This window comes from Bifidobacterium indicum (assembly GCF_036987015.1).
Lineage (GTDB): Bacteria > Actinomycetota > Actinomycetes > Actinomycetales > Bifidobacteriaceae > Bombiscardovia > Bombiscardovia indica.
The window spans coordinates 259,174-280,715 of the sequence record NZ_BTXM01000001.1; the positions used below are offsets into that span (position 1 = coordinate 259,174).

General features: G+C 63.9%; 10 protein-coding genes and 2 pseudogenes. 9 read left to right on the plus strand and 3 right to left on the minus strand.

Features of this window, described 5'->3' with window-relative positions; translation table 11 throughout:
• Positions 1–81: 81 nt before the first annotated feature.
• From AACP59_RS01010 to AACP59_RS09575, 3 genes and pseudogenes are all read left to right on the plus strand, one after another.
• On the plus strand, positions 82–2,481 hold the full coding sequence (locus AACP59_RS01010) for a DNA gyrase/topoisomerase IV subunit B (RefSeq protein ID WP_339349423.1): 2,400 nt from the start codon (positions 82–84) through the stop codon (positions 2,479–2,481).
• A gap of 106 nt (positions 2,482–2,587) precedes the next feature.
• Positions 2,588–5,587, plus strand: a pseudogene (locus AACP59_RS01015) (DEAD/DEAH box helicase); the annotation flags it as partial.
• A gap of 528 nt (positions 5,588–6,115) precedes the next feature.
• A pseudogene (locus tag AACP59_RS09575) lies at positions 6,116–7,561 on the plus strand (Lhr family ATP-dependent helicase); the annotation flags it as partial.
• Positions 7,562–7,604: 43 nt separating this feature from the next.
• Here the strand turns inward: AACP59_RS09575 and AACP59_RS01020 are convergent.
• Positions 7,605–10,223 carry a DNA gyrase/topoisomerase IV subunit A gene (locus AACP59_RS01020; RefSeq protein WP_297316167.1) on the minus strand — a complete coding sequence of 873 codons (2,619 nt, stop codon included), beginning with the start codon at positions 10,221–10,223 and terminating at the stop codon, positions 7,605–7,607.
• Between the two features lie 118 nt (positions 10,224–10,341).
• On the opposite strand from AACP59_RS01020, the gene AACP59_RS01025 reads away from it, so the two are divergent.
• Positions 10,342–11,565, plus strand: a complete 1,224-nt coding sequence (locus AACP59_RS01025; protein WP_339349425.1) for an alkaline phosphatase family protein — start codon at positions 10,342–10,344, stop codon at positions 11,563–11,565.
• A 59-nt stretch (positions 11,566–11,624) separates the two neighbouring features.
• On the opposite strand, the gene sepH is transcribed toward AACP59_RS01025, so the two are convergent.
• On the minus strand, positions 11,625–12,866 hold the full coding sequence (gene sepH / locus AACP59_RS01030; protein WP_339349426.1) for a septation protein SepH: 1,242 nt from the start codon (positions 12,864–12,866) through the stop codon (positions 11,625–11,627).
• A 151-nt stretch (positions 12,867–13,017) separates the two neighbouring features.
• Between sepH and AACP59_RS01035 the strand changes: the two genes are divergently transcribed.
• The 3 genes from AACP59_RS01035 to AACP59_RS01045 all read left to right on the plus strand — a co-directional run bounded on the left by AACP59_RS01035 (position 13,018) and on the right by AACP59_RS01045 (position 16,242).
• Positions 13,018–13,311: a DUF4193 domain-containing protein gene (locus AACP59_RS01035; RefSeq protein ID WP_297316164.1), complete on the plus strand. Its 294-nt coding sequence runs from the start codon at positions 13,018–13,020 to the stop codon at positions 13,309–13,311.
• Positions 13,311–13,799 (plus strand): dUTP diphosphatase, encoded by a 489-nt coding sequence (dut, locus tag AACP59_RS01040; RefSeq protein WP_297316163.1) that lies wholly within the window; start codon positions 13,311–13,313, stop codon positions 13,797–13,799. The genes AACP59_RS01035 and dut overlap by 1 nt, the downstream gene beginning before the upstream one ends.
• Positions 13,800–13,887: 88 nt before the next feature.
• Positions 13,888–16,242: a RelA/SpoT family protein gene (locus AACP59_RS01045; protein ID WP_339350060.1), complete on the plus strand. Its 2,355-nt coding sequence runs from the start codon at positions 13,888–13,890 to the stop codon at positions 16,240–16,242.
• A gap of 123 nt (positions 16,243–16,365) precedes the next feature.
• Here the strand turns inward: AACP59_RS01045 and AACP59_RS01050 are convergent, their stop codons facing one another.
• Positions 16,366–17,988, minus strand: coding sequence for a DUF349 domain-containing protein (locus tag AACP59_RS01050; RefSeq protein WP_339349429.1), 1,623 nt, complete (start codon positions 17,986–17,988; stop codon positions 16,366–16,368).
• Positions 17,989–18,072: 84 nt separating this feature from the next.
• Between AACP59_RS01050 and hisS the strand changes: the two genes are divergently transcribed.
• Positions 18,073–19,458, plus strand: coding sequence for a histidine--tRNA ligase (hisS, locus tag AACP59_RS01055; RefSeq protein ID WP_297316161.1), 1,386 nt, complete (start codon positions 18,073–18,075; stop codon positions 19,456–19,458).
• Between the two features lie 38 nt (positions 19,459–19,496).
• Positions 19,497–21,302, plus strand: a complete 1,806-nt coding sequence (gene aspS / locus AACP59_RS01060; RefSeq protein ID WP_297316160.1) for an aspartate--tRNA ligase — start codon at positions 19,497–19,499, stop codon at positions 21,300–21,302.
• Positions 21,303–21,542 lie beyond the last annotated feature (240 nt).

The window sequence follows — 21,542 nt, forward strand, 5'->3', positions numbered from 1 at the left end:
CAGGTTCCCCGGGTCGGCCCGGAATCATCCGGAGTGGCGTGCGGGGCCTGCCCACGGTTTCTAAGGTGGACAGCGAGGAAAATGGCTGGCAGCAAGGCTGAGACGGGTAAGGCATACGGCGCCAATAGTCTGACCGTTCTGGAGGGTCTGGACGCGGTACGTAAGCGCCCCGGCATGTACATCGGCACCACCGACAGCCAGGGGCTCATGCACTGTCTCTGGGAGATCATCGACAACTCGGTCGATGAGGCCCTGGCCGGGGCCTGCACCGAGATCACGGTCATTCTCCATCAGGACGGTTCCATCGAGGTGGATGACAACGGTCGTGGCATTCCGGTCGACATCGAGCCCAAGACGGGCCTGAGCGGTGTTGAAGTGGTCCTGACCAAGCTCCATGCCGGGGCCAAATTCGGCAACGCCTCCTACAATGCCGCAGGAGGTCTGCATGGTGTAGGCTCATCGGTGGTCAACGCCTTGAGCTCCCGTCTGGACGTCGAGGTCGACAGGGACGGCAAGACGCACCGGATGCAGTTCCACCAAGGCCATCCCGGTGTCTATCAGGATGTGGATCCCGAGCATCCCACGCCGGATTCCCCCTTCAAGCGCACCAGAAAGAACCGACCCACACCTCTGCAGGTCATCGGGAACGTGTCCAAGCGCAAGACCGGAACCAGGGTCAGGTACTGGGCCGACCCTGAGATTTTCAACTCCACCGCGAAATTCTCCTATGAGCAGCTGATTGACAGGGTCAGGCAGACCAGCTTCCTGGTTCCCGGACTGAAGATCACGGTCATCGACGAACAGGTGCCGGCGACGGGCGACCTGGACCAGGATCGGATGCTGGAGGTTGATCATGATTCCTCCCGGCCCGTCGACTCTGATCCACCTTCTGAACCGTCGGTGGATTCCACAGGGGAGGAACCTGAAGCAGGGTCGGCCTTCGCGGCTCAGACGCGCAAAGAGAAGACCGGGGTTTCTGACTTGTCCGATCAGGGTGACGGGGCTTCTGACTTGCCTGATCAGGGGTACGTGGCCCCCGGCCCGACCGAGCAGGCCGATCAGGCCATGCTGGAACCGGTCGAGGGGGTCAGGCACCGTCGTGTCGAGGAGTTCCTCCACACCGGCGGTGTCAAGGATTTTGTCGACTTCCTTTCCAAGGGGGAGCCCGTCAGCGATGTCTGGCACATCACCGGCGAGGCCACCTACCAGGAGGAGACCCAGAAGGTCGGTCCTGACGGGGAACTCCATGCCGAGCAGGTGGAACGGACCTGCGGGGTGGATATAGCCCTGCGCTGGGTCAACGACTACGATTCGGTCATCCGCAGCTTCGTCAATGTGGTGGCCACGCCCGGCGGCGGCATGCACGTGGACGGATTCATGAACGCCATGACCCGCCAGGTTCGCAAGGCCGTCGAGGCCAATGCGCGCAGGCTCAAGGTCAACCTGAAGGATTCCCACAGCAAGATCGAGCGTGACGATGTCCTGGCAGGCCTGGTGGCCGTGGTGACGGTCCGCATCGCCGAGCCCCAGTTCCAGGGGCAGACCAAGGACGTCCTGGGAACTGCCCAGGTCAAGCCCCTGGTGACCAGGATGACCGATGACCAGTTCGGTCAGATGATCACCGGGGCCAGGCGGGGCTTCAAGGAGCAGTCGGGCAGGGTCCTGGAGAAGATCGTCGGTGAGATGCACGCCCGCATCCAGGCCAGGAAGACCAAGGAGGTCACCCGGCGCAAGAACGCACTGGAATCCGCCTCCATGCCCTCCAAGCTCTCCGACTCCATGCCGGGCAATGATGACATCGCCGAGCTCTTCATCGTGGAGGGGGACTCCGCCCTGGGTACGGCCAAGGCGGCCAGGAATTCGATGTTCCAGGCCCTTCTGCCCATCAGGGGGAAGATCCTCAACGTCCAGAAGGCCTCGCTCTCCCAGATGCTGACCAACAAGGAATGCGCCTCCATCATCCAGGTGGTCGGTGCCGGATCCGGCGCCGGTTTCGACATCAATCAGTCCAGGTACAACAAGGTCATCATGATGACCGATGCCGACGTGGACGGGGCCCACATCCGCATCCTCCTCCTGACCCTCTTCTACCGCTATATGCGCCCCCTGATCGAATATGGCCATGTCTATGCGGCCGTGCCGCCCCTCCATAGGATCGCCCTGGCGGGCAAGCACAAGGGTGAGTTCATCTACACCTATTCGGACGATGAGCTGGAGGGGAAGCTGGCCGACCTGCGCAAGCAGCACATCGACTACAACCCCGATGTCCAGCGTTACAAGGGTCTGGGCGAGATGGACGCCGACCAGCTGGCCGATACCACCATGGACCCCAGGACCAGAATGCTGCGTCGGATCCGTATGGAGGACGCCGAACGGGCAGCCGGGATATTCCCCCTGCTCATGGGTGACGATGTGCCGCCCCGCAAGCAGTTCATAGTGGACAATGCCGATGATTTCGATCGAAGCAAGATCGATACCTGATTGGCCCTGAGTCCGGCGTGGCGGTCACGGTGCAAACGGTGTCGAGTCTTTTGCTCCCTTCCGGAGCTTCAAACACCACCCGCCGGAAGTGGGAGGAGTGATGGTCATGTCGGATGGACTGGAAGGGTTCTCCCCGCAGACGGTGGCCTGGTTCAGGTCGGCCTTTGCCGATGGCCCCACACCCACCCAGGTCCAGGCATGGCCTGCCATTCGCTCGGGTCGGGATGTCCTGGTCATCTCGCCCACCGGGTCCGGCAAGACCCTGTCGGCCTTTCTCTGGGCCATCGACTCCCTCATGTCCGCAAAAAGCAATGGGGAGGCCGGTACCGGGCAGGGGCTGTCCGGGGCCAAGAGCGTCAGTATCCTCTACATATCGCCGATGAAGGCACTGGGGTCGGATGTGGCCAAGAACCTCCAGGCCCCCCTGGCCGGCATCGCCAGGGAGTACGGGTCCGGAGCCGGTCAGACTCCCCGTGTCAGGGTCGGGGTCCGATCGGGTGACTCGGATTCCCGCGAACGCCGGGCCCTGGCCGTCCATCCACCGGATATCCTGGTCACCACCCCAGAATCCCTCTACCTGATGCTGACCTCCAAGGTCGGCAGGACCCTGGCCGGGGTGCATACGGTCATCGTCGATGAGATCCATGCCCTGGCCGGCAACAAACGGGGTGCCCACCTGGCCCTGAGTCTGGAGCGTCTCGATGCCTTGGTGGGGAAACCTGTCCAGCGCATCGGCCTGTCGGCCACGGTCAAGCCACCCAGTGAGGTTGCCCGCTTCCTGGGCGGTGCCAGACCTGTCACCCTTATCGAGCCCAAGACTCCCGCCGCCATGGAATTGAACCTGGTCGAACCGCTGGCCGATATGGAAGACCTGGCCGCGGGTGGGGCTTCCGGGCATGATGATCCCGACGTTCAGAGGGCCGCAGGATCCATATGGCCGTCCGTGGAGCGGGCTGTGCTGGACCAGGTCCCGGTCCACAGGACCACCCTGGTCTTCGTCAATTCCCGCGGCCTGGCCGAGCGTCTGACCGCCCGGCTCAACGACCTGTATGCCAAGGACCGTTCCGGAGAGCAGCCGGAGGCAAGGGGCCTGGCCCATTATGACTCCGCTACCGGCTCCACCTCCGAGCGGTCCGGGGGAGCGGAACCCGCCCAGGCCATCGCCATGGCCCATCACGGATCCGTCTCCAAGGAGCGACGCCACCAGGTGGAACAGGACCTCAAGGCAGGACGGCTGCGGTGCGTGGTGGCAACCTCAAGCCTTGAACTGGGCATCGACATGGGGTCGGTCGATCTGGTCGTCCAGGTCAATGCCCCCCTGTCCATCGCCTCGGGCCTGCAACGTGTTGGGAGGGCGGACCACCAGGTGGGCGGTGTCTCCCATGCCCTGCTCTTTCCCCTGACCCGCCAGCAGATACTTCTGGGCACGGCCAGCGCTGAGGGGATGGAGGAGGGGGACATCGAGGCGACCGTCATCCCCTGCAACCCCCTTGACATTCTGGCCCAGCAGACCGTGGCCGCCGCGTCCATGGAGGGTACGCCCTGGTCCGTCGTGCGGCCCCCTTCACAACCCTGGATGAGCGGGTATACCGGTCGGTTCTGGCTATGCTCAGCGGCGAGTTCACCTCCGAAGGGTTCACGGCCTTCCGGCCGATCCTCGTCCGGGACCGGCAGACCGGCAGGATCAAGGCCCGTCCCGGGGCCCAGCGCTTGGCTGTGACCTCAGGCGGCACCCATACCCGACCGCGGCACCTACAGCGTTGTCATGCCCCCGGAGGAGGCTGGTTCCAAGCCCCGCCGGGTGGGGGAGCTGGACGAGGAGATGGTTTACGAGTCCCGTAAGGGAGACGTCATCACCCTGGGCACCACCTCCTGGCTGATTCAGCAGATCACCCGGGATCGGGTGGTTGTGGTTCCTGCGCCGGGCAGGTCGGCCCGCTTGCCCTTCTGGCACGGGGACGGGTTGGGTCGGGATCCCGGATTCGGAGCCAGGGTCGGTGCCCTGGCCAGGGATCTGGGACGTGGCCTTGAACCAGCCATACGGTCAGTCCCTGGGCAGGCCGACTTTGTGGGGCCGGTTCGCAAGCGTCTGGCCTCCGATGGGCTGGATCGGAATTCGATCGACAATCTGGCCGCTTTCCTGGCCAGGCAGGAGGCCAGCACCGGGGTGATCCCCGATGATCGGACCCTGGTTGTGGAACGGTGCCCCAATGAGGAGGGGGACATCCGGCTGATCCTGCACTCGCCCTACGGCAGGAGGGTTCACGACCCCTGGGCTCTTGCCATCTCGGCTCGGCTGTCCCGCAGGCGCGGGTATGACGGTTCCGTCTGGGCTGGCGATGACGGGATCCTCGTGCAGATTCCCCAGGCTGATGCGGACATGAGCGATGAGGAGATCTTCCTCTTCAGGCCGGATCAGATCGAGGAGGCCGTCCGTGACCACCTGATCGGTTCCGCCCTCTTCCAGACCCGCTTCCGGCAGTGCGCGGCCCGGTCCCTCTACATGCCCAGGACCGAACCCGGCAGGAGGGTCCCCCTCTGGCAACAGCGGCTCAAGGCCTCCCAGCTTCTGGATGCCGCCTTGAAGAAGCAGGGCTTTCCCCTGGTGGTCGAGACCATGCGGGAGTGCCTCCAGGATGTCTACGACATGCCTGCCCTGCTCGACCTCATGACCGACCTGGAATCGGGGCGGGTAGGGATGGTCCAGGCCCGGACCGAGTCCCCCTCGCCCATGGCCTCCAACCTCCTCTTCGGGTATCTGGCCAACTTCATGTACCAGTACGACATGCCCCGTGCCGAGCGGGACTCGGCCGTCCTCTCCATGGACCCGGAGGTCCTGGAGTCCATGATCGGCCGGGTCAACATGACCGCCCTCCTGGACCAGGACGTGGTTGACCAGGTGGAGTCCGAACTGCAACGTCTGGCCCTGGATCGAGGGGCCAGGGGCGAAGAGGGACTCGCCGACCTCCTCAGGGTCCTGGGACCGCTCAGCCTTGACCGGATCGTGCTCAGGATGCGTCCCTCCGGTGATGTCGACGAGGTCCAGGACATGTTGGCATCCCTGGCGGCAGATAAGCGGGTTGAGCGGATCAGGATGGCCGGGAAGGAGCAATGGATCTGGTCAGGCCACCAGGAGCGCATCCTGGCGGTTTTCGGTAGGCGGGCCTTCGAACAGGATCAGGACCGGGGTGCCTTGACGGAAGACCAGGACCCCTCCGGTATGGCCGGGGGCGGCACCTCGGCCGGAGACGGTGACCAGTTTGATGATCTGGTCCTCCAGTATGCAGCCACGCACGGTCCCTTCGGCACCGAGGTGCTGGCCGAGCACTTGGGGCTGGGCCTGGCCCTGGTCCGTCGGGAGCTGGGATCACTGGAATCACGGGGGCTCCTCCTTCACGGTGATTTTCCAAGGCCCAACACGACCCCGCCCCCGGAGGCGGCCTCTACTCAGGAACAGCCCTTATCCAGGGACTTACCGGAATACCAGGGCTCGGGATCCTCACCCGCGGGTGAGGACGGGGCCGGCGGATCCAGGCAGGATAGGCTCAGCTGGCTTCACCCGGAGGTGTTCAGAATACTGCGTGCCCGGTCCCTGGCCAAGGCCCGTAAGGCCACCCGACCCGTCACGCAGGAGACCTACAGCGCCTTTCTTCTGGAGTACCAGGGGCTGGGACCCGTCGGTCGCGAACCCTACCAAGGTCAGGATGGTCTGCTTGAGGTGATCGCCCAACTCGAGGGGCTCTACCTTCCCGTGGGACTCTGGGAATCGGCGGTCTTCCCCAGTCGTATCCGTGACTACAATCCCTCCCTGCTCGACGGTCTTTTGGCCTCCGGCCAGGTGGTATGGCTGGGTGGTCAGACCGGTGGGGAGCCACTGGGTTCCCTTGCCTTCTTCCTGGTCGAGGACATCGACTGCTTGGTTCCTCCTCTGCCCGGGCTCCATGGGGACGGGGACGAAGTGGGGGCCGAGAGGGCGGGGGATGGTGGTAGTCCTGAAGATGCCATGGTTGCCGCCTTGCAGGGCGGGGGTGCCTACCGTTTCGAGGACCTGGTCAACCTGTGTCGCTCCGGTGAATCGGAAGCGGGATCAGGGCGGAACCGCGAGACCATGGCAGAAACCCTCTGGCGGCTGGTCGGACAGGCACGGGTGACCAACATCTCCATGGCGCCCGTCAGGGTCCTCCTTCAGGGATTCTCCCAGGCGAAGCCGACTACATCCCGACGGCCCCCCTCCCGCCTGCGAGGCCTTGGTCGGCCGGGTAGGCGGGCACCTGCGATGCCTCAATCGGCCTCCATCATGGCCGCGGATCAGGGACTATGGACCCTGGTCAGGCCTGCCGAGGGGACCGTTTCGTCAGACCAGGCAAATCGGGAACCCGGCAAGCCTGAGGTCGAGCAGGGGGCCGAAGCCTCCCGCCTGGTCCAGTCCACACGGCTCCTGATCGACCGGTATGCACTGGCGGCATCGGTCCTCCCCGAGGCCAGGGAGAGCGCTGGCGGATTCTCCGCCATATATCAGGTCTGCCAACAGATGGAGGATGCCGGACAGTTGATTCGGAGCGTGGTGGTCCAGGACTTCGGCGGTGCCCAGTTCACCTCCCGGGAGACCATCGAGGACCTGCGGCGGTATGAGGAGGAGCGGGAACGCCCCTGGCAGGGTGGTGGGAGCAGGCAGCCCGAAGAGGTTCAGCCCGGCATCGTCATGGATGTAATCGATCCCGCCAACCTGTACGGATCGGCCCTGGATTGGCCTGCTCCGGCCCCGGTTCCAGATGCTGACGCCATCCTTGAGCCGCTGCGCCCCATCAGACGGGCGGGAAACCTCCTGGTCCAGATTGGTGGCAGGGCCGTTCTGTATGCAGCCCCCAAGGGGCATCGGATCCTGGTCTTCGAGGGGGCTGACCGTTCTCAGGCAGGGGAGGCCTGCAGGCAGTTGGCGGCCTGGCTGAGGCGCTCGCAGATTCACACAGCCCTCTTCAAGGACGTCAATGGCGTTTCCCTGGGGCAGCGCAATCCTTATACGGATGCCATGCGCCAGGCGGGTTTCACGGCAGGTCCGGGCGGCATGCGACTCTACTGAGCCTGGAATACGCCGGTTTCATGGCTGCAGGATGCCGACGGCCTCAGGCCACGTAGGCAATGGGTGCGGCCAGCTCCTGACCGGAGGCATCCCTGCGCATGTCCACATCAGGGAGCTCCACGGGGGCACCAGCGGCCGTTGAGGCGTGAAGCGGCCAGGGACCCACACAGGCCGTCAGGAGGGTGTCCTGCCCCTTCAGGAAGCGCTGGGAGCGTACCCCGCCCGTTCCGCGTCCCTTGACCGGGTACATCTCCAGGGGGGTCACCTTGGCTGCGCCGTTCTCGGTTCCGGGCAGTGCCTCCGAATCGCCGGCCACGGTCAGGATCACCGTACCGGACTGAGAGGTCAGACCAGCTTCGGTCTCCTGGTAGGTCCAGGCCAGTTTGCCGGCGGGCGCCACGGCGAATGTGCTGACCCGGCAACCCTCATCCAGCCTGATTCCGGCCATGCCTGCGGCGTTGCGCCCCTGAGGGCGTACCTTGTCGGCCTGGAAGGTGAGGAGGCTGGCATCCGAGGACACGAAGACCAGACGGTCCTTGTCGTCGGAAGGTGCCGCGAAGACCACCTCGTCTCCCTCCTTCAGATCGATGATAGGCCAAGAGTCCATGGTTGTCGGTGCCTCACGGTTCCAGCGCTTCACGGTGCCCTGCCTGGTGCCTATGGCCAGGGGGGCGGTGCCCTTCAGGTCGATGACCGTCACGGCCTCCTCCCCGGGAAGGGGATCGGTGCTTTCGGTCCCGCTCAGGAGTTCGCTTCCGTGGACCCCTCCGGTCAGGCTCAGGTTGGCCGTGGCCGGTATGAGTGGAAGGTCTGCCACCTGGGCGGTGACCAGACGCCCGGCCGAGGTGACAAGACCATAGGATGAGAGCGTGGTGGTGGGGAAGATGGCCAGAATCTGGTCATCGGTCGCCCGTCCGTCGACATTGCTCCTGCTCTGCCAGACCTCCATGGCACCGGGTGTGCTCCGGGCCAGGAGACCAGTGGCGCTCATCATGACCGTGCATGGCTGATCATCAAGTTGGAGACTGGCCCCTGCACCGGCATCGCTCTTGCCGGGTTGGCCGGCGACTGCCAGGGCCCTGGTGGCGTTGGCCAGTCTCCGCGCGCTTTCCTCGTCCTCCTGGGCGGTGACCGGTGCCAGTTCGCCGGAGGGCTCCTGGTCCAGGATCACGGTCCGGCGGGGGTCGCCCCACTCGTCAACGGCCTTGTCCATCTCCTCGATGACCACCCGGTCCAGAGCCGTGGCGGAACCGAGGATATTCTCCAGTTCTTCCAGTTGACGGCGCAGATCGTCCCGTTCGCTTTCCAGCTCGATCCGGCTCATCTTGGTCAGACGGCGCAGGCGGAGGTCAAGGATGTACTGGGCCTGGATCTGATCCAGGTCGAAGACGGCCATCAGTCGGGTCCTGGCCTCCTCGGCGTTCTCCGAGCTGCGGATGACCTGGATGACCTCGTCGATGTCAACCAGGGCCAGAAGCATGCCCTCGACCAGGTGGAGACGTTCCTTGGCCTTGACCCTGCGGAACTCGCTGCGCCGTCTGATGACCGTGCGCCGGTGCTGGACCCAGACCTCCAGGAGCTCCTTGAGTCCCATGGTGTGGGGACGCCCGTTCACCAGGGCCACGTTGTTGATGGTGAAGGAGTCCTCCAGGGGGGTGTACTTGAAAAGCTTGCCCAGGACCTTGCCCGGATCGAACCCGGTCTTGATCTCGATGACGATCCGGGTGCCGTTGTGGCGGTCGGTCAGGTCAATGGCGCTGGAAATCCCCTCCAGCTTGTGGTTCTTGACCCCTTCGCCGATGCGTTCCAGGACCCGCTCCGGTCCGACCATGAAGGGGAGTTCAGTGACGACGATGGCCTTCTTGCGGGCGGTCACGTTCTCGACATGGGTCACCGAGCGGGTCACGAAGGCCCCGCGGCCCTCGGCATAGGCCTGGCGAATCCCGTCACGTCCGACGATGACGCCTCCGCCGGGGAGGTCCGGACCGGGAATATAGCGCATCAGGTCGTCCAGGCTGGCATCCGGGTGGCCCATCAGGTACTTGGATGCGGCCACCACCTCGCCCAGGTTGTGGGTGATCATGTTGGTGGCCATGCCCACGGCGATGCCGGAGGCCCCGTTGACCAGGAGGTTGGGGATGGCCGAGGGGAGGACGTCCGGCTCCTTCAGTTTGTTGTCGTAGTTGGGGGAGAAGTCGACCGTGTCCTGGTCGATGTCGGCATTCATGCCCAGAGCGGCCGGGGCCAGGCGGGCCTCGGTGTATCGGGAGGCCGCCGGACCGTCATCCAGGGAGCCGAAGTTGCCGTGTCCGTCGACCAGGGGCAGACGCATGGCGAAGGGCTGGGCCAGGCGGACCATGGCCTCGTAGATGGAGGAGTCCCCGTGGGGGTGGAGCTTGCCCATGACCTCACCCACGGCACGGGCGGACTTCATGTAGGGCCGGTCGGGGTTCAGGTTCATCTGACCCATCTGGTAGATGATTCTGCGCTGCACCGGCTTGAGACCGTCACGGGCGTCAGGCAGGGCCCTGGCATAGATGACCGAGTATGCATACTCCAGGAAGGACTTGCTCATCTCCTCGTTCAGGGGGGTTTCGACGATGTTCTCCTTGACCTCCCGGGGGTCGTACCCGGCAGCCTTGCTCCTGCGTTGCCTTGCCATGCTGTCTGCTCTCCTGCTTCCTGACGTTCCGCCCTATGATAACTTGATGGACCGCCAAACGGATCCGACAGGGCTGGCGGGTGGCCTCTTATCGGCAAAGGGTGATTGAATAGGGGATATGGGGCTGGATGTACCGGAGATGAAGGAACTGCTGCACCCCACCCTGCCCCTCCACTATGGGGATCAGATTGGCGAGGGGGAGGTCGGGGGTCCCCGTCATCTCTCCTCGGTTCTGCCTGCCGTCAGCGCGGCCATAGGCCATCCGGTTTCGACCCCCATGCACCCTTCTCCCAGGAAGCTCCAGGAAGCACTGAGCCTGCCCGATGCCAGGTCGGCGGTTGTGGTCCTGGTCGATGGACTGGGTTTCTGGAACCTGGCCACCCGGGCCGGGCATGTGCCCTACCTGCGCTCCCTTCTGAACGAACCCCTGAACCAGCGTCCTCTGACCACCTGTCTGCCCTCGACCACGGTCGCCGCCATGGGGGTCTTCGGTACCGGCACCTGCCCCGGGCTGACCGGGATGACCGGCTACACCCAGCTCAATCCCGAGAATGGCCTGATCAGCCAGATGATCCAATTCCGGAATGCCATCGACCCCCTTGACCTGCAGCGCCAGCCCACGGTCTTCGAGCAGCTGGCAGCCCAGGATGTCAGGGTGACCTCCTGCGGCCTTCCCCGGTTCCGTGATTCCGCCCTGACCCGGGCGGCACTGCGGGGGAGTGATTACCGGTCTGCCGATCATTCGCGTCAGCGCATCATGGACACCGCCAGGGCCGCTCGTGAGCCGGGTCTGACCTACCTCTACATTCGTGACGTGGACAAGGTGGGGCATCACCGGGGCTGGGATACGCCTGAGTGGATCGCCGCCCTGGAGGGTGCCGATTCCCTCCTGGCCCTCCTGCATCGGAGCCTGCCCAAGGGAACCCTGGTCCTGATCGTGGCCGACCACGGCATGGTGGCGGCCGACCCCCACCAGAGAATCGACATCGCCCGGGAACCCGTTCTGAAGGATGGGGTGGACCTGGTGGGAGGGGAGCCCAGGGCTGTCATGCTCTACGCCCGGAAGGGCACGGATCCCGGGGCCATAGCCGAGCGCTGGAGGAACCGACTGGGTGACCTGGCCCAGGTCATGACCAAGGAGAAGGCCATTGGAGCCGGTCTCTTCGGTCAGGTCGAGGACCGGGTCAGACCGATGATCGGTGACCTGCTGGTCCTGGCTCATGACCGGATGACCCTGGTCGATTCAAGGATTCAGATCGACGCGGCCACACGCCTGCCCGGGGTGCACGGTTCATCGACGATTCTGGAGACGCGGATTCCCTGCCTGATCGACCTGGTCTGAACCCCGGTCGGATTCGATTGAGCTGCCTGGTCATCGTCCAGGTTCGCTCCTGGCCGGAATCAGTCGCCGAAGAGGATTTCATCCCAACTGGGAACTGCGGAACGCCCAGAATGCTTACGTTGGCCGCCCTTTGTCCGCTGCTGTGGCTGCTTCATCGGCTGCTCGGATTTTCGATTGCTCGGGTCCTGCCGGGGGAGGGTCTGGGTCTGTGCTTCCTGCTCGCGGGAGGCGGCCATATCGAACCCCTGTCTGGCCGGTTCCTGGACCGGCATTGCCTGTTTGGCCTGATTGCCATCAGCGGTTGTTTCCGTTGCCTGTGACTCGGCGGACCGGAGGAAGGAGGGCCTGGTCTCATCGTCCAGATTCTGGCGGGTCTCCTTGGGCTGCGGTTTCTCGGCCGACGGCTTTCCGTAGAGCCAGGCGGTCAGGGCGGAGTGCCTGTCGCCGTCGTCCGGCTTCGGATCTTTGCTCCCAGGTGTTTGCGATGACCGGGGCCTGTTGCTTACCGCCTCGGCAGCGGTCATGGGCGTGCTGCCGACGGAGGTTCGTATCGGGGCGGGGTCGTACTCCGGCCTGGTCTGTTCCCCCTGGAAGGAACCCTGTCCGGTTTCAGTGGTTTCGGGTTGAGCTGGGAGGGGCTTCGGCTCGTCGGTCCGGCACGGTTCGGCCTGCTTTGGAGGGGCCGGGGAAGCCATGTCCCCGAGCAGATCGGCCAGGTTGGACTGGTCAAGGAGGGTCCTGGCCGCATCGTTCAGGCAGGTCACCGTATTATCGTGCATGTTCCAGGCCCACTGGGCATTGACTATCCGCTTGTCGATCTGGATGACCCCGCTGATCTTCCAGGGTTCATATCCCTGTCGGGTCGCCTCCCAGATCAGGTTCTTCATGGTTGCACCCGCCTGCCGGAGTACCCTGGCGATCAGGTCCTGGTTGGTGTGTCCTGCCGACCCCTTGGGGGCCTGCATGGTCAGGAACTGCTCGATGGCATATTTCTTTTCTGTTTCGACCGGGGCCGCGAAACGCCGAACGAGGGCTTCGTTGACAGCGAATTGTTGAGCTACGTTGGCGGGGCGTGCCCCGGCCCTGATCGCGGCCTGTATCGACGAGACCGGCAGGGGTGCGGCTGCCTGCGGGCGGGGTGTCCCCTCCTCTTCCTCCTTGACCTGCTTGGCCTCGAGAATGGCGTGATCAAGCGCATCGTCGACTGGTACGGCGAAGTGCCGATGGTCACATACAAAGACCAGATCGCCCTTCTCGCTCACATGGTCAAAGCGGGCCATCCTGATCCCATTCTCAGACATGCACGCCCCTATCTCCTCGGTGGTCACGGTTTCTTTCATTGTGCCCTATGGTTTGTATTTTACGTGCTTTTGAAATCGTGTATCCTATGCGCAGTACATGTCGTATATGCTTCACCGGTGAACAGGGCCGGATGATAATGAAAGGGTAATGATGGCACAGGATTACGATTCCCCCCGCGATAAGGACGAAGATGAGGAATCCCTGCAGGAGCTCGGCAAGACCAATCAGGATGCCGGAGCGGACCTGGATGATGACGAGAACGCCATTGCCGAGGACTACGAACTTCCGGGGGCCGATCTGAGCAACGAGGATTCCTCCGTCACCGTCATCCCCATGCAGGGTGACGAGTTCATCTGCTCCAGCTGCTTCCTGGTCAAGCACCGCAGCCAGCTGGCCTACGCCACTCCCGACGGGCAACCCGTCTGCAAGGAGTGCGCCGCCTGATGGCCTACGACGAGACATACAACGAGCCTGAATCCATCGAGGTCCTGGTCAAGACCGTCGGTGGACCGGACGGGGAAGCGACGGGGGACCCGGTCCCCCTGGTCTATGCCATGGAGGGTGATGCCGGTGCCGACCTGAAGACCAGGGAGGCCGTGGAACTGGCCCCCTTCCAGCGTGCCTTGGTGCCCACAGGCATCGCCCTGGCCCTCCCGGCGGGGTATGTGGGTCTGGTGCATCCCCGCTCCGGACTGGCCGTCAAGCGGGGTGTCACCGTCCTCAATGCGCCGGGGACCATCGATGCCGGGTACCGGGGTGAAATCAAGGTCCCCCTGATTAACCTGGATTCCGACCGGACGGTCCGTTTCCAGCCGGGCGACAGGATTGCCCAGCTGGTCATCCAGCGGTACGTCCAGGCACGGTTCATCCCCGCGGCATGCCTTCCCGGTTCGGCCCGTTCCTCACGGGGTTTCGGTTCCACGGGAGTCTGATTCACGAAGGCAGACACGGTAGGGGTTTGACATGCCCGATGCGTGTAGGATTGGTGCATTATCGGACATTGGAGGCTTGATGGTCGCTATGGAGGGCAGCGTCTGCGGCAATGACGTGAGCGGCAAGGGTCCGTCTGAGCTGTCCTCCCGTGCCCTGGGGTGCGAGGTGAGCGACAACCCCCTCAACCCCCTGGTTCCCATACGGCAGATCTGTCGGGAGCATCATCCCGACGAGGACCTTTCCATCCTCCAGAAGGCCTATGACCGCGCGGTGAGGCAACACGCCGAGCAGAGGCGCAAATCAGGAGAGCCGTACATCATCCACCCCCTGGCCGTGGCGCAGATCCTGGCCGACCTGGGCATGGGGTCGACGGTGGTCTCGGCGGGCCTACTTCACGACACGGTCGAGGACACCGATTACACCCTGGACGAGTGCCGGGAGGAGTTCGGCGATACGGTGGCCGGACTGGTCGACGGGGTCACCAAGATATCGAAGATGGACTATGGGGATTCGGCCCAGGCCGAGACCACCCGCAAGATGATCGTGGCCATGAGCCGTGATGTGCGTGTCCTGGTGGTCAAGCTGGCCGACAGGGTCCACAATGCCCGGACCTGGCGGTATGTCAAGGCCTCCTCGGCTCAGCGCAAGGCGCGCGAAACCCTGGATGTATACGCCCCCCTGGCCAACCGCCTGGGCATGAACGCCATCAAGACCGAGCTGGAAGAGCTCAGCTTCAAGACCCTCTATCCGAAGATCTATGACGAGATCGTGGTCCTGGTTTCCAGGCGTGCAGGGCAGCGTGAGGTCTATCTGCGGCAGATCCTGGACGAGATCCATGAGGACCTGGATTCCCAGGGCATCGACGCCCAGGTGACTGGCCGACCCAAGGACTACTTCAGCATCTATCAGAAGATGATTGTCCGAGGGCATGATTTCGCCAACATCTACGACCTGGTCGGGGTCAGGATCATCGTCGATTCCATCCGCGACTGCTATGCGGCCCTGGGTGCCGTCCACGCCCGCTGGTCCCCGGTGCCCGGGCGCTTCAAGGATTACATCGCCATGCCCAAGACGAACATGTACCAGTCCCTCCACACGACGGTGGTGGGGCCGGGGGGCAAGCCGGTGGAAATCCAGATCCGGACCTGGGAGATGCATCGCAGGGCCGAATTCGGCATCGCGGCCCACTGGAAGTACAAGGAGAACGGGTCGGCGGGCCGGGAACTCTCCCAGCCCGACAAGTCGGATGTCAAGCGTGAGAAGCAGGAGGTCAGCGAGCTCTCCCAGGAGGATAACCTCAAGTGGATCCAGCAGCTGGCCGACTGGACCAGTGAGACCCCAGACTCGGACGAGTTCCTGGGCTCCCTCAAGGACGATCTTGGGTCATCCGAGGTCTACGTCTTCACCCCCAAGGGGAAGATCGTCTCACTGCCGGCCGAGTCCACACCGGTCGACTTCGCCTATTCGGTCCACACCGAGGTGGGGCACCGAACCATGGGCGCCAGGGTCAATGGGCGTCTGGTCCCCTTGGATACCAAGCTTCAGAACGGCGACACGGTAGAGATACTGACCAGCAAGTCCGATACCGATGGGCCGTCCAGGGACTGGCTCAGCTTCGCCAAGAGCCCCAGGGCGCGCAGCAAGATCCGTCAGTGGTTCAGCAAGGAGCGTCGCTCCGAGACCATCGAAGAGGGCAGGGATGACCTGATCAGGGCCATGCGCAAGCGCAACCTGCCCGTGGCCACTCTCCTGACACCTGAAGCCATGGTAGGTGCCGCCGATGAGCTGAACTACCCCAATGAGGACGCGATCTATGCAGCCTTAGGGGATGGGCAGGTCTCCACCCAGAACGTCATCTCACGTCTGGTCCGTGATGCCGGCCGGTCCAACCTCGAGGACGAGGTGGAGCAGGAGGCCATACCCCTGCGCCAGGTGACCAAGGCCTCCCGGTCGGAGTCCTCCCAGGGAGTTTCAGTCAAGGGTGTGGACGATGTCTGGGTCAAGCTGGCCCGCTGCTGCACTCCGGTACCGGGTGACAGGATCGTCGGGTTCATCACCCGGAACCAGGGCGTCTCGGTCCATCGGGCCGACTGCCAGAATCTCTTGGACCTGAAGCGCAACCAGCCCGAGCGCATCGTCGAGGTCTCCTGGACCAGCAAGCAGGGCACCTTCATGGTCCAGATTCAGGTCGAGGCCCTGGACAGACCCCATCTCCTCTCGGACATCACCCAGGTCCTCTCGGACCACGGGGTGAACATCCTCTCGGGCAGCCAGTCCACCGGCCGTGATCGGGTGGCGGTCAGCCAGTTCGTCTTCGAGATGGGCGATCCCCAGCACCTTAACACCCTCCTGGCGGCGGTACGCAAGATTGACGGGGTCTTCGACGCCTATCGCCTGACCGGCGCCAAGGGTTCGGCCACTCCGCACATGCGCAGTATCTAGACCCTTGCCGTATCAGGGCGGGAATAAAGACATGGAAGAATAAAGATATGAACGAGGGGTCCGCACCTGGTTGGTGCGGACCCTACAGGTTCTGCCCCGGATACGGGACGGAAAATGTACCGGTTACTTAACGGCGTTCAGCCACTGCTCCTTGGTGGCCTTCTCCGTCTCCAGCTGACGCTTCTTGTCGGGGTCGGTCTCCGCGGCGATCTGCTGGTTGAGCTCATCCAGTTGGGCCGTGAGCTGCTCCTCGAAGCTGGACACGCGGGCGTCGGCCTCGGGGTCGGACTGGTTCCAGGCGGCATCTTCCACGGACTTGATCTCCCGGTCGACTGCATCCATGCGCCCTTCAATACGGCGGACGTCATAGCGTGGGACGTACCCGATCTGGTCCCATTCCTCCTGAATGGAAGCCAGGGCCTGACGGGCCTGCTTTGCTGCCTTGACATCCTTGACCGGGAGGAGGGCCTCGGCCTTGGTCAGAAGGGCCTCCTTCTTGGCCAGGTTGTCCTTCTCGTCCACGGAGGTCTTGTCGCGGTCGGCCTGCCTGGCATCGAAGAAGACATCGGCCGCCTGGCGAAAGCGTGCCCAGAGCTGGTCATCATCCTGACGGCCCGCCCGTCCGGCCTGCTTCCACCGGTCCATGAGCTCATTGAACTCGTGGGAGGTGGTGCCCCAGTCGGTCGAATCCTTGATCTTGTCGGCCTGGGCGATAATCTCCTCTTTGATGCGCTTGGCATCGGCGCGCTGGGAGTCACGCTGCTGGGCCCACTTGCGCCTGGCCTGGTTGAAGGTGGTCCGGGCGGAGGAGAAGCGCTTCCAGAGGGCGTCGGCGTCGGTCTTGTCGATACGGATGGTTGTGCGCTGGTGGTTCTGCCACTCCTCGAAGAGGGAGCGGAACTTGTCGGCGGTGGAACGCCAGTTGGTCGACTCATCCAGGGAATTGGCCAGTTCCTCGGCTTTTTCGACGATGGCGGTGCGTTCCTCGATGGCCTTGGCCATGGCCGCCTTGCGGGCCTCGGCCAGTTCCTCCTTCTTGACCTGACCCTGCCTGGTCAGATCCTCCAGTCGGGTGCGGAGGGAGGCGATGTTGCCGACGACATCGGGTTCCTTGACCTCCTCGCCCAGGCTCCTGATCGACTCGTCAATCTCGCGGGGCTTGACCTTTGTGGTTTTCAGCCGGGCGTCGAAGAGATCCAACTTCTCCTTGATGTCCAGGAAGCGGCGTGCGTAGAGGTTCAGGGCCTCGTCCTTGGTGGCATGGGGGAATTGGCCTACCTGGCGCTCCGTCTCGCCTTCCTTGACGAAGACGTTGCCCCGGTCGTCCACGCGGCCAAAGGTCTCGGCCTCCTTGATTTCCGCTTCGGAGTAGGTGGGGGCGCTGGGTGCCGGAGCCACATGGGGGGTCTTCTTGGCGAAGGCGGCAGGGGTGGGAGCTGGGCCCCGTGGCTTGGCCGGTGCCGGGACGGGTGCGGGAGCAGATGTTGCTTCCGGATTCCCGACAGGTGCAGGCGGCACAGGAGAGGGTGTCGGTGCTGCCGGAGCAGGTTCAGACCTGGGCTCTGCGGGAACCGGGGCCGTCTGTGCTGGTGCCGGGGTCTCTTCAGGGCTCTCGGCTGTGGCAATGGGTTCGGCGCCGGCCTGGGGGGTCTCGGCGGCAGTGTTCTCCTCTGCCGTCTGATCCGTGCGCTGCTCCTCCTCAGGCGTCTGGGTGTTCTCGGGTGTGGTGGCAGTCTCGTCGGCCATGGCCAGCTCCTTAAGCTTGTGTGTTGGAGAGATCGCAGAATACGGCGATGCCATTTTCCTTGACCTCTTCTATTATAGGTTCTTATGGCAAAAGGCGCATCATTATCAGGATTTCCGGAATGGCTGCCCTCCCAGCGGGTGGTTGAGCAGCGGGCCATCGATACCCTTCGCAGGGTTTTTGAGCTCAATGGCTACATCGGCATAGAGACCCGGGCCGTCGAACAGGGCTCCAGCCTGCTCAAGAAGGGGGAGACCAGCAAGGAGATCTATCTCCTTTCCCGCCTGCAGGATCTTGGCCAGGAGAAGGACGTGCCCGTCGAGAACCGTCTCGGTCTTCATTTCGACCTGACCGTGCCTCTGAGCCGGTACGTGGTCGAGAACAGCGGTCAGCTCACCTTCCCCTTCAAGCGCTGGCAGATTCAGAAGGTCTGGAGGGGGGAACGGCCCCAGGAGGGTCGGTTCCGCGAGTTCGTCCAGGCCGATGTGGATGTGGTGGGCAACGGTGACCTGCCGGACCACTATGAGGTCGAGGTGCCCCTGGTCATGCTCAGCGCCCTGGAGGGGCTACGGGCCCTGGGGCTCCCCAAGCCCACCGTCCACGCCAACAACCGCAAGCTCTCCGAGGGGTTCTACCGGGGGATAGGACTTACCGACATCGAGGGTGTCCTCCGTGAGATTGACAAGCTGGACAAGATCGGGGCCGACGATGTGGCCAAACTCCTGGTCTCCGAGTGCGGCGCCAGCCAGGACCAGGCCCGTGCCTGCCTTGACCTGGCCGAACTGACGGCCCAAAATGGCACCCAGCTGCGTGAGCGCTTCGAGGCCCTGGCCGACAGGGTCGGGATCGACATGGCTTCCGATGCCTACAGCCTGGCCATGGAGGGACTGGGGACCCTGGCCATGATCATCGACGAGGCGGATCGGATCCGGCCTGGTTCGGTCATTGCAGACCTGAAGATCGCCCGCGGACTGGACTACTACACCGGGTCCGTCTACGAGACCTTCCTGGAGGGGGCGGAATCGCTGGGTTCCATCTGCTCGGGCGGCCGTTACGACAACCTGGCCTCCCAAGGCAATCGGACCTACCCGGGAGTGGGCCTGTCCATAGGGCTCTCCCGTCTGCTCTCCTACCTGCTGGCCCAGGGCGCCCAGGCTTCGCGCGTTTCCCCCGCCACGGTCATGGTGGCCGTCTGGAACGAGGAGGAACGGCCCGTCAGCAACCACATCGCCCAGGGTCTGCGGGCACGGGGGATTGCGACCGATGTTGCACCCACCGCCGCGAAGATCGGCAAGCAGATTCGTTATGCCGACCACCTCGGCATTCCCTATGTCTGGTTCCCCGCCCAGGAGGATCAGGAGGAAGGGGACCAGGTCAAGAACATCGTCACCGGGGATCAGGTCCCCGCCGACCCGGTGTCGTGGACGCCCGATAGCGTATACGCCCGGCAGACAGTGGAATTCAAGGCCTGACACAGGGCCAGGCGAGCACTATGGAGGAACGAGGAAGCATGGGCCATTCGGCTTACAGAACCAGCTACGCCACGGAGGTCACCGAGGCCAGGATCGGCGAGGAGGTCACGGTCGCCGGTTGGGTGGATCGTCGTCGCGATCACGGCGGCGTGGCCTTCATCGATCTGAGGGATCGTTCCGGTCTGGTTCAGATCGTCATCTATGACGAGGAGGTTGCCCGCCCCCTGCGTAGTGAGTTCGTCATTCAGGTCAGGGGGAAGGTCAGGGCCAGGCCCGAGGGCAATGACAACGAGCACCTCTCCACAGGCCACGTCGAGATCGTCGCCGATGCCATCACGGTCCTCTCCAGGTCCGACGCCCTGCCCTTCCAGGTCTCCACAGCCCTGGAGAACGAGTCGGAGAACAGGCTGCCCGGCGAGGATGTCCGTCTCAAATACCGGTACCTGGACCTGCGCAGGCCCTCCATGCAGCACGCAATCCGTCTCCGGGCCAAGATGAACAAGGCCGCACGAGCAGCCCTGGACGACATGGACTTCTGCGAGATCGAGACACCCACCCTGATCAAGTCCACCCCTGAGGGCGCCCGTGACTTCCTGGTTCCGGCCCGCCTGGTGCCCGGCTCCTGGTACGCCCTGCCCCAGTCGCCCCAGCTCCTCAAGCAGCTGCTCATGGTCGGTGGGTTCGAGCGCTACTATCAGATCGCCCGTTGCTACCGTGACGAGGACTTCCGCGCCGACCGCCAGCCCGAGTTCACCCAGCTGGACATCGAGATGAGCTTCGCCTCCCAGGAGGACGTCATGGCCATGGCCGAACAGGTCATCGCCGCCGTCTGGAAGGCCGCCGGGTTCGAGGTCAGGCTCCCCATCCAGCGCATCTCATGGCATGACGCCATGGATAAGTACGGTTCCGACAAGCCCGATCTCCGTTTCGGCAACCAGATCGTGGAACTGACCGACTACTTCAAGGACACCCCCTTCAGGGTTTTCCAGGCCCCCTACGTGGGTGCCGTGGTCTACAAGGGGGCCGCGGACCTGCCACGCAGGCAGTTCGACGCCTGGCAGGAATGGGCCCGGCAGCGTGGGGCCAAGGGTCTGGCATACGTTCAGTTCTCCACGGATGGTGTCCTCAAGGGCCCCGTGGCCAAGAACCTCTCCGACCGGGAGCGTGAGGGTCTCAAGGCGGCCGTTCATGCCGAAGACGGGGATGCCGTCTTCTTCGCCGCCGGGCGGCGTGAGGTCTCGCAGACCCTTCTGGGTGCGGCCAGGGTGGAGATCGCCCGCCGCCAGGGTCTTCTCAAGCCTGATGAGTTCGCCCTGGCATGGGTCGTGGACTTCCCGCTCTTCAAGCCCACCGATGACCCGGAGGACGACGATGTGGCCGTTGGCCACTCCAAGTGGACATCCATGCACCACCCCTTCACCATGCCCTCCGCCGACTGGATCGACACCTTCGACCAGGACCCTGAGCATGCCATGAGCGATTCCTATGACATCGTCTGCAACGGCGAGGAGATCGGCGGTGGTTCCGTCCGTATCCACCGGGACGACATCCAGGACAGGGTTCTGAAGGTGCTGGGCATCGGGCAGGAAGAAGCCCAGGAGAAGTTCGGGTTCCTACTGGAGGCCTTCAAGTATGGAGCACCTCCCCACGCCGGCATCGCCTTCGGATGGGACCGGACCGCTCAGATCCTGGCGGGCGTCGATTCCATCCGCGATGTCATCGCCTTCCCCAAGTCAGGTGGCGGTCAGGATCCGATGACCGGTGCCCCGGCTCCGATCTCCGATGATCAGCGTGCGGAGACCGGCGTCGACTACGATCCTGATGAAGTGGGCAAGGCCGACTGATAGCCGTATTCCTTGCAGGGGAGGACCGCCAGGTTCGGTCCTCCCGTTCTTGTCTGTGATGTTCCACGGTGGTCTCGGTCCCCGGATCTGATGGTCGGCTATGCTCTGTGTCGGTCTTCTCGAGTCCCATGGGCAGGTCATGGCGGCCTTTTCGTGTGCCGCTGAGGAGTCCATGCAATGCGATGTGCGGGGAGGATTTCAGGTTTCAGTGCCTGGTTGCGCCCACTATGTGAGACAGTT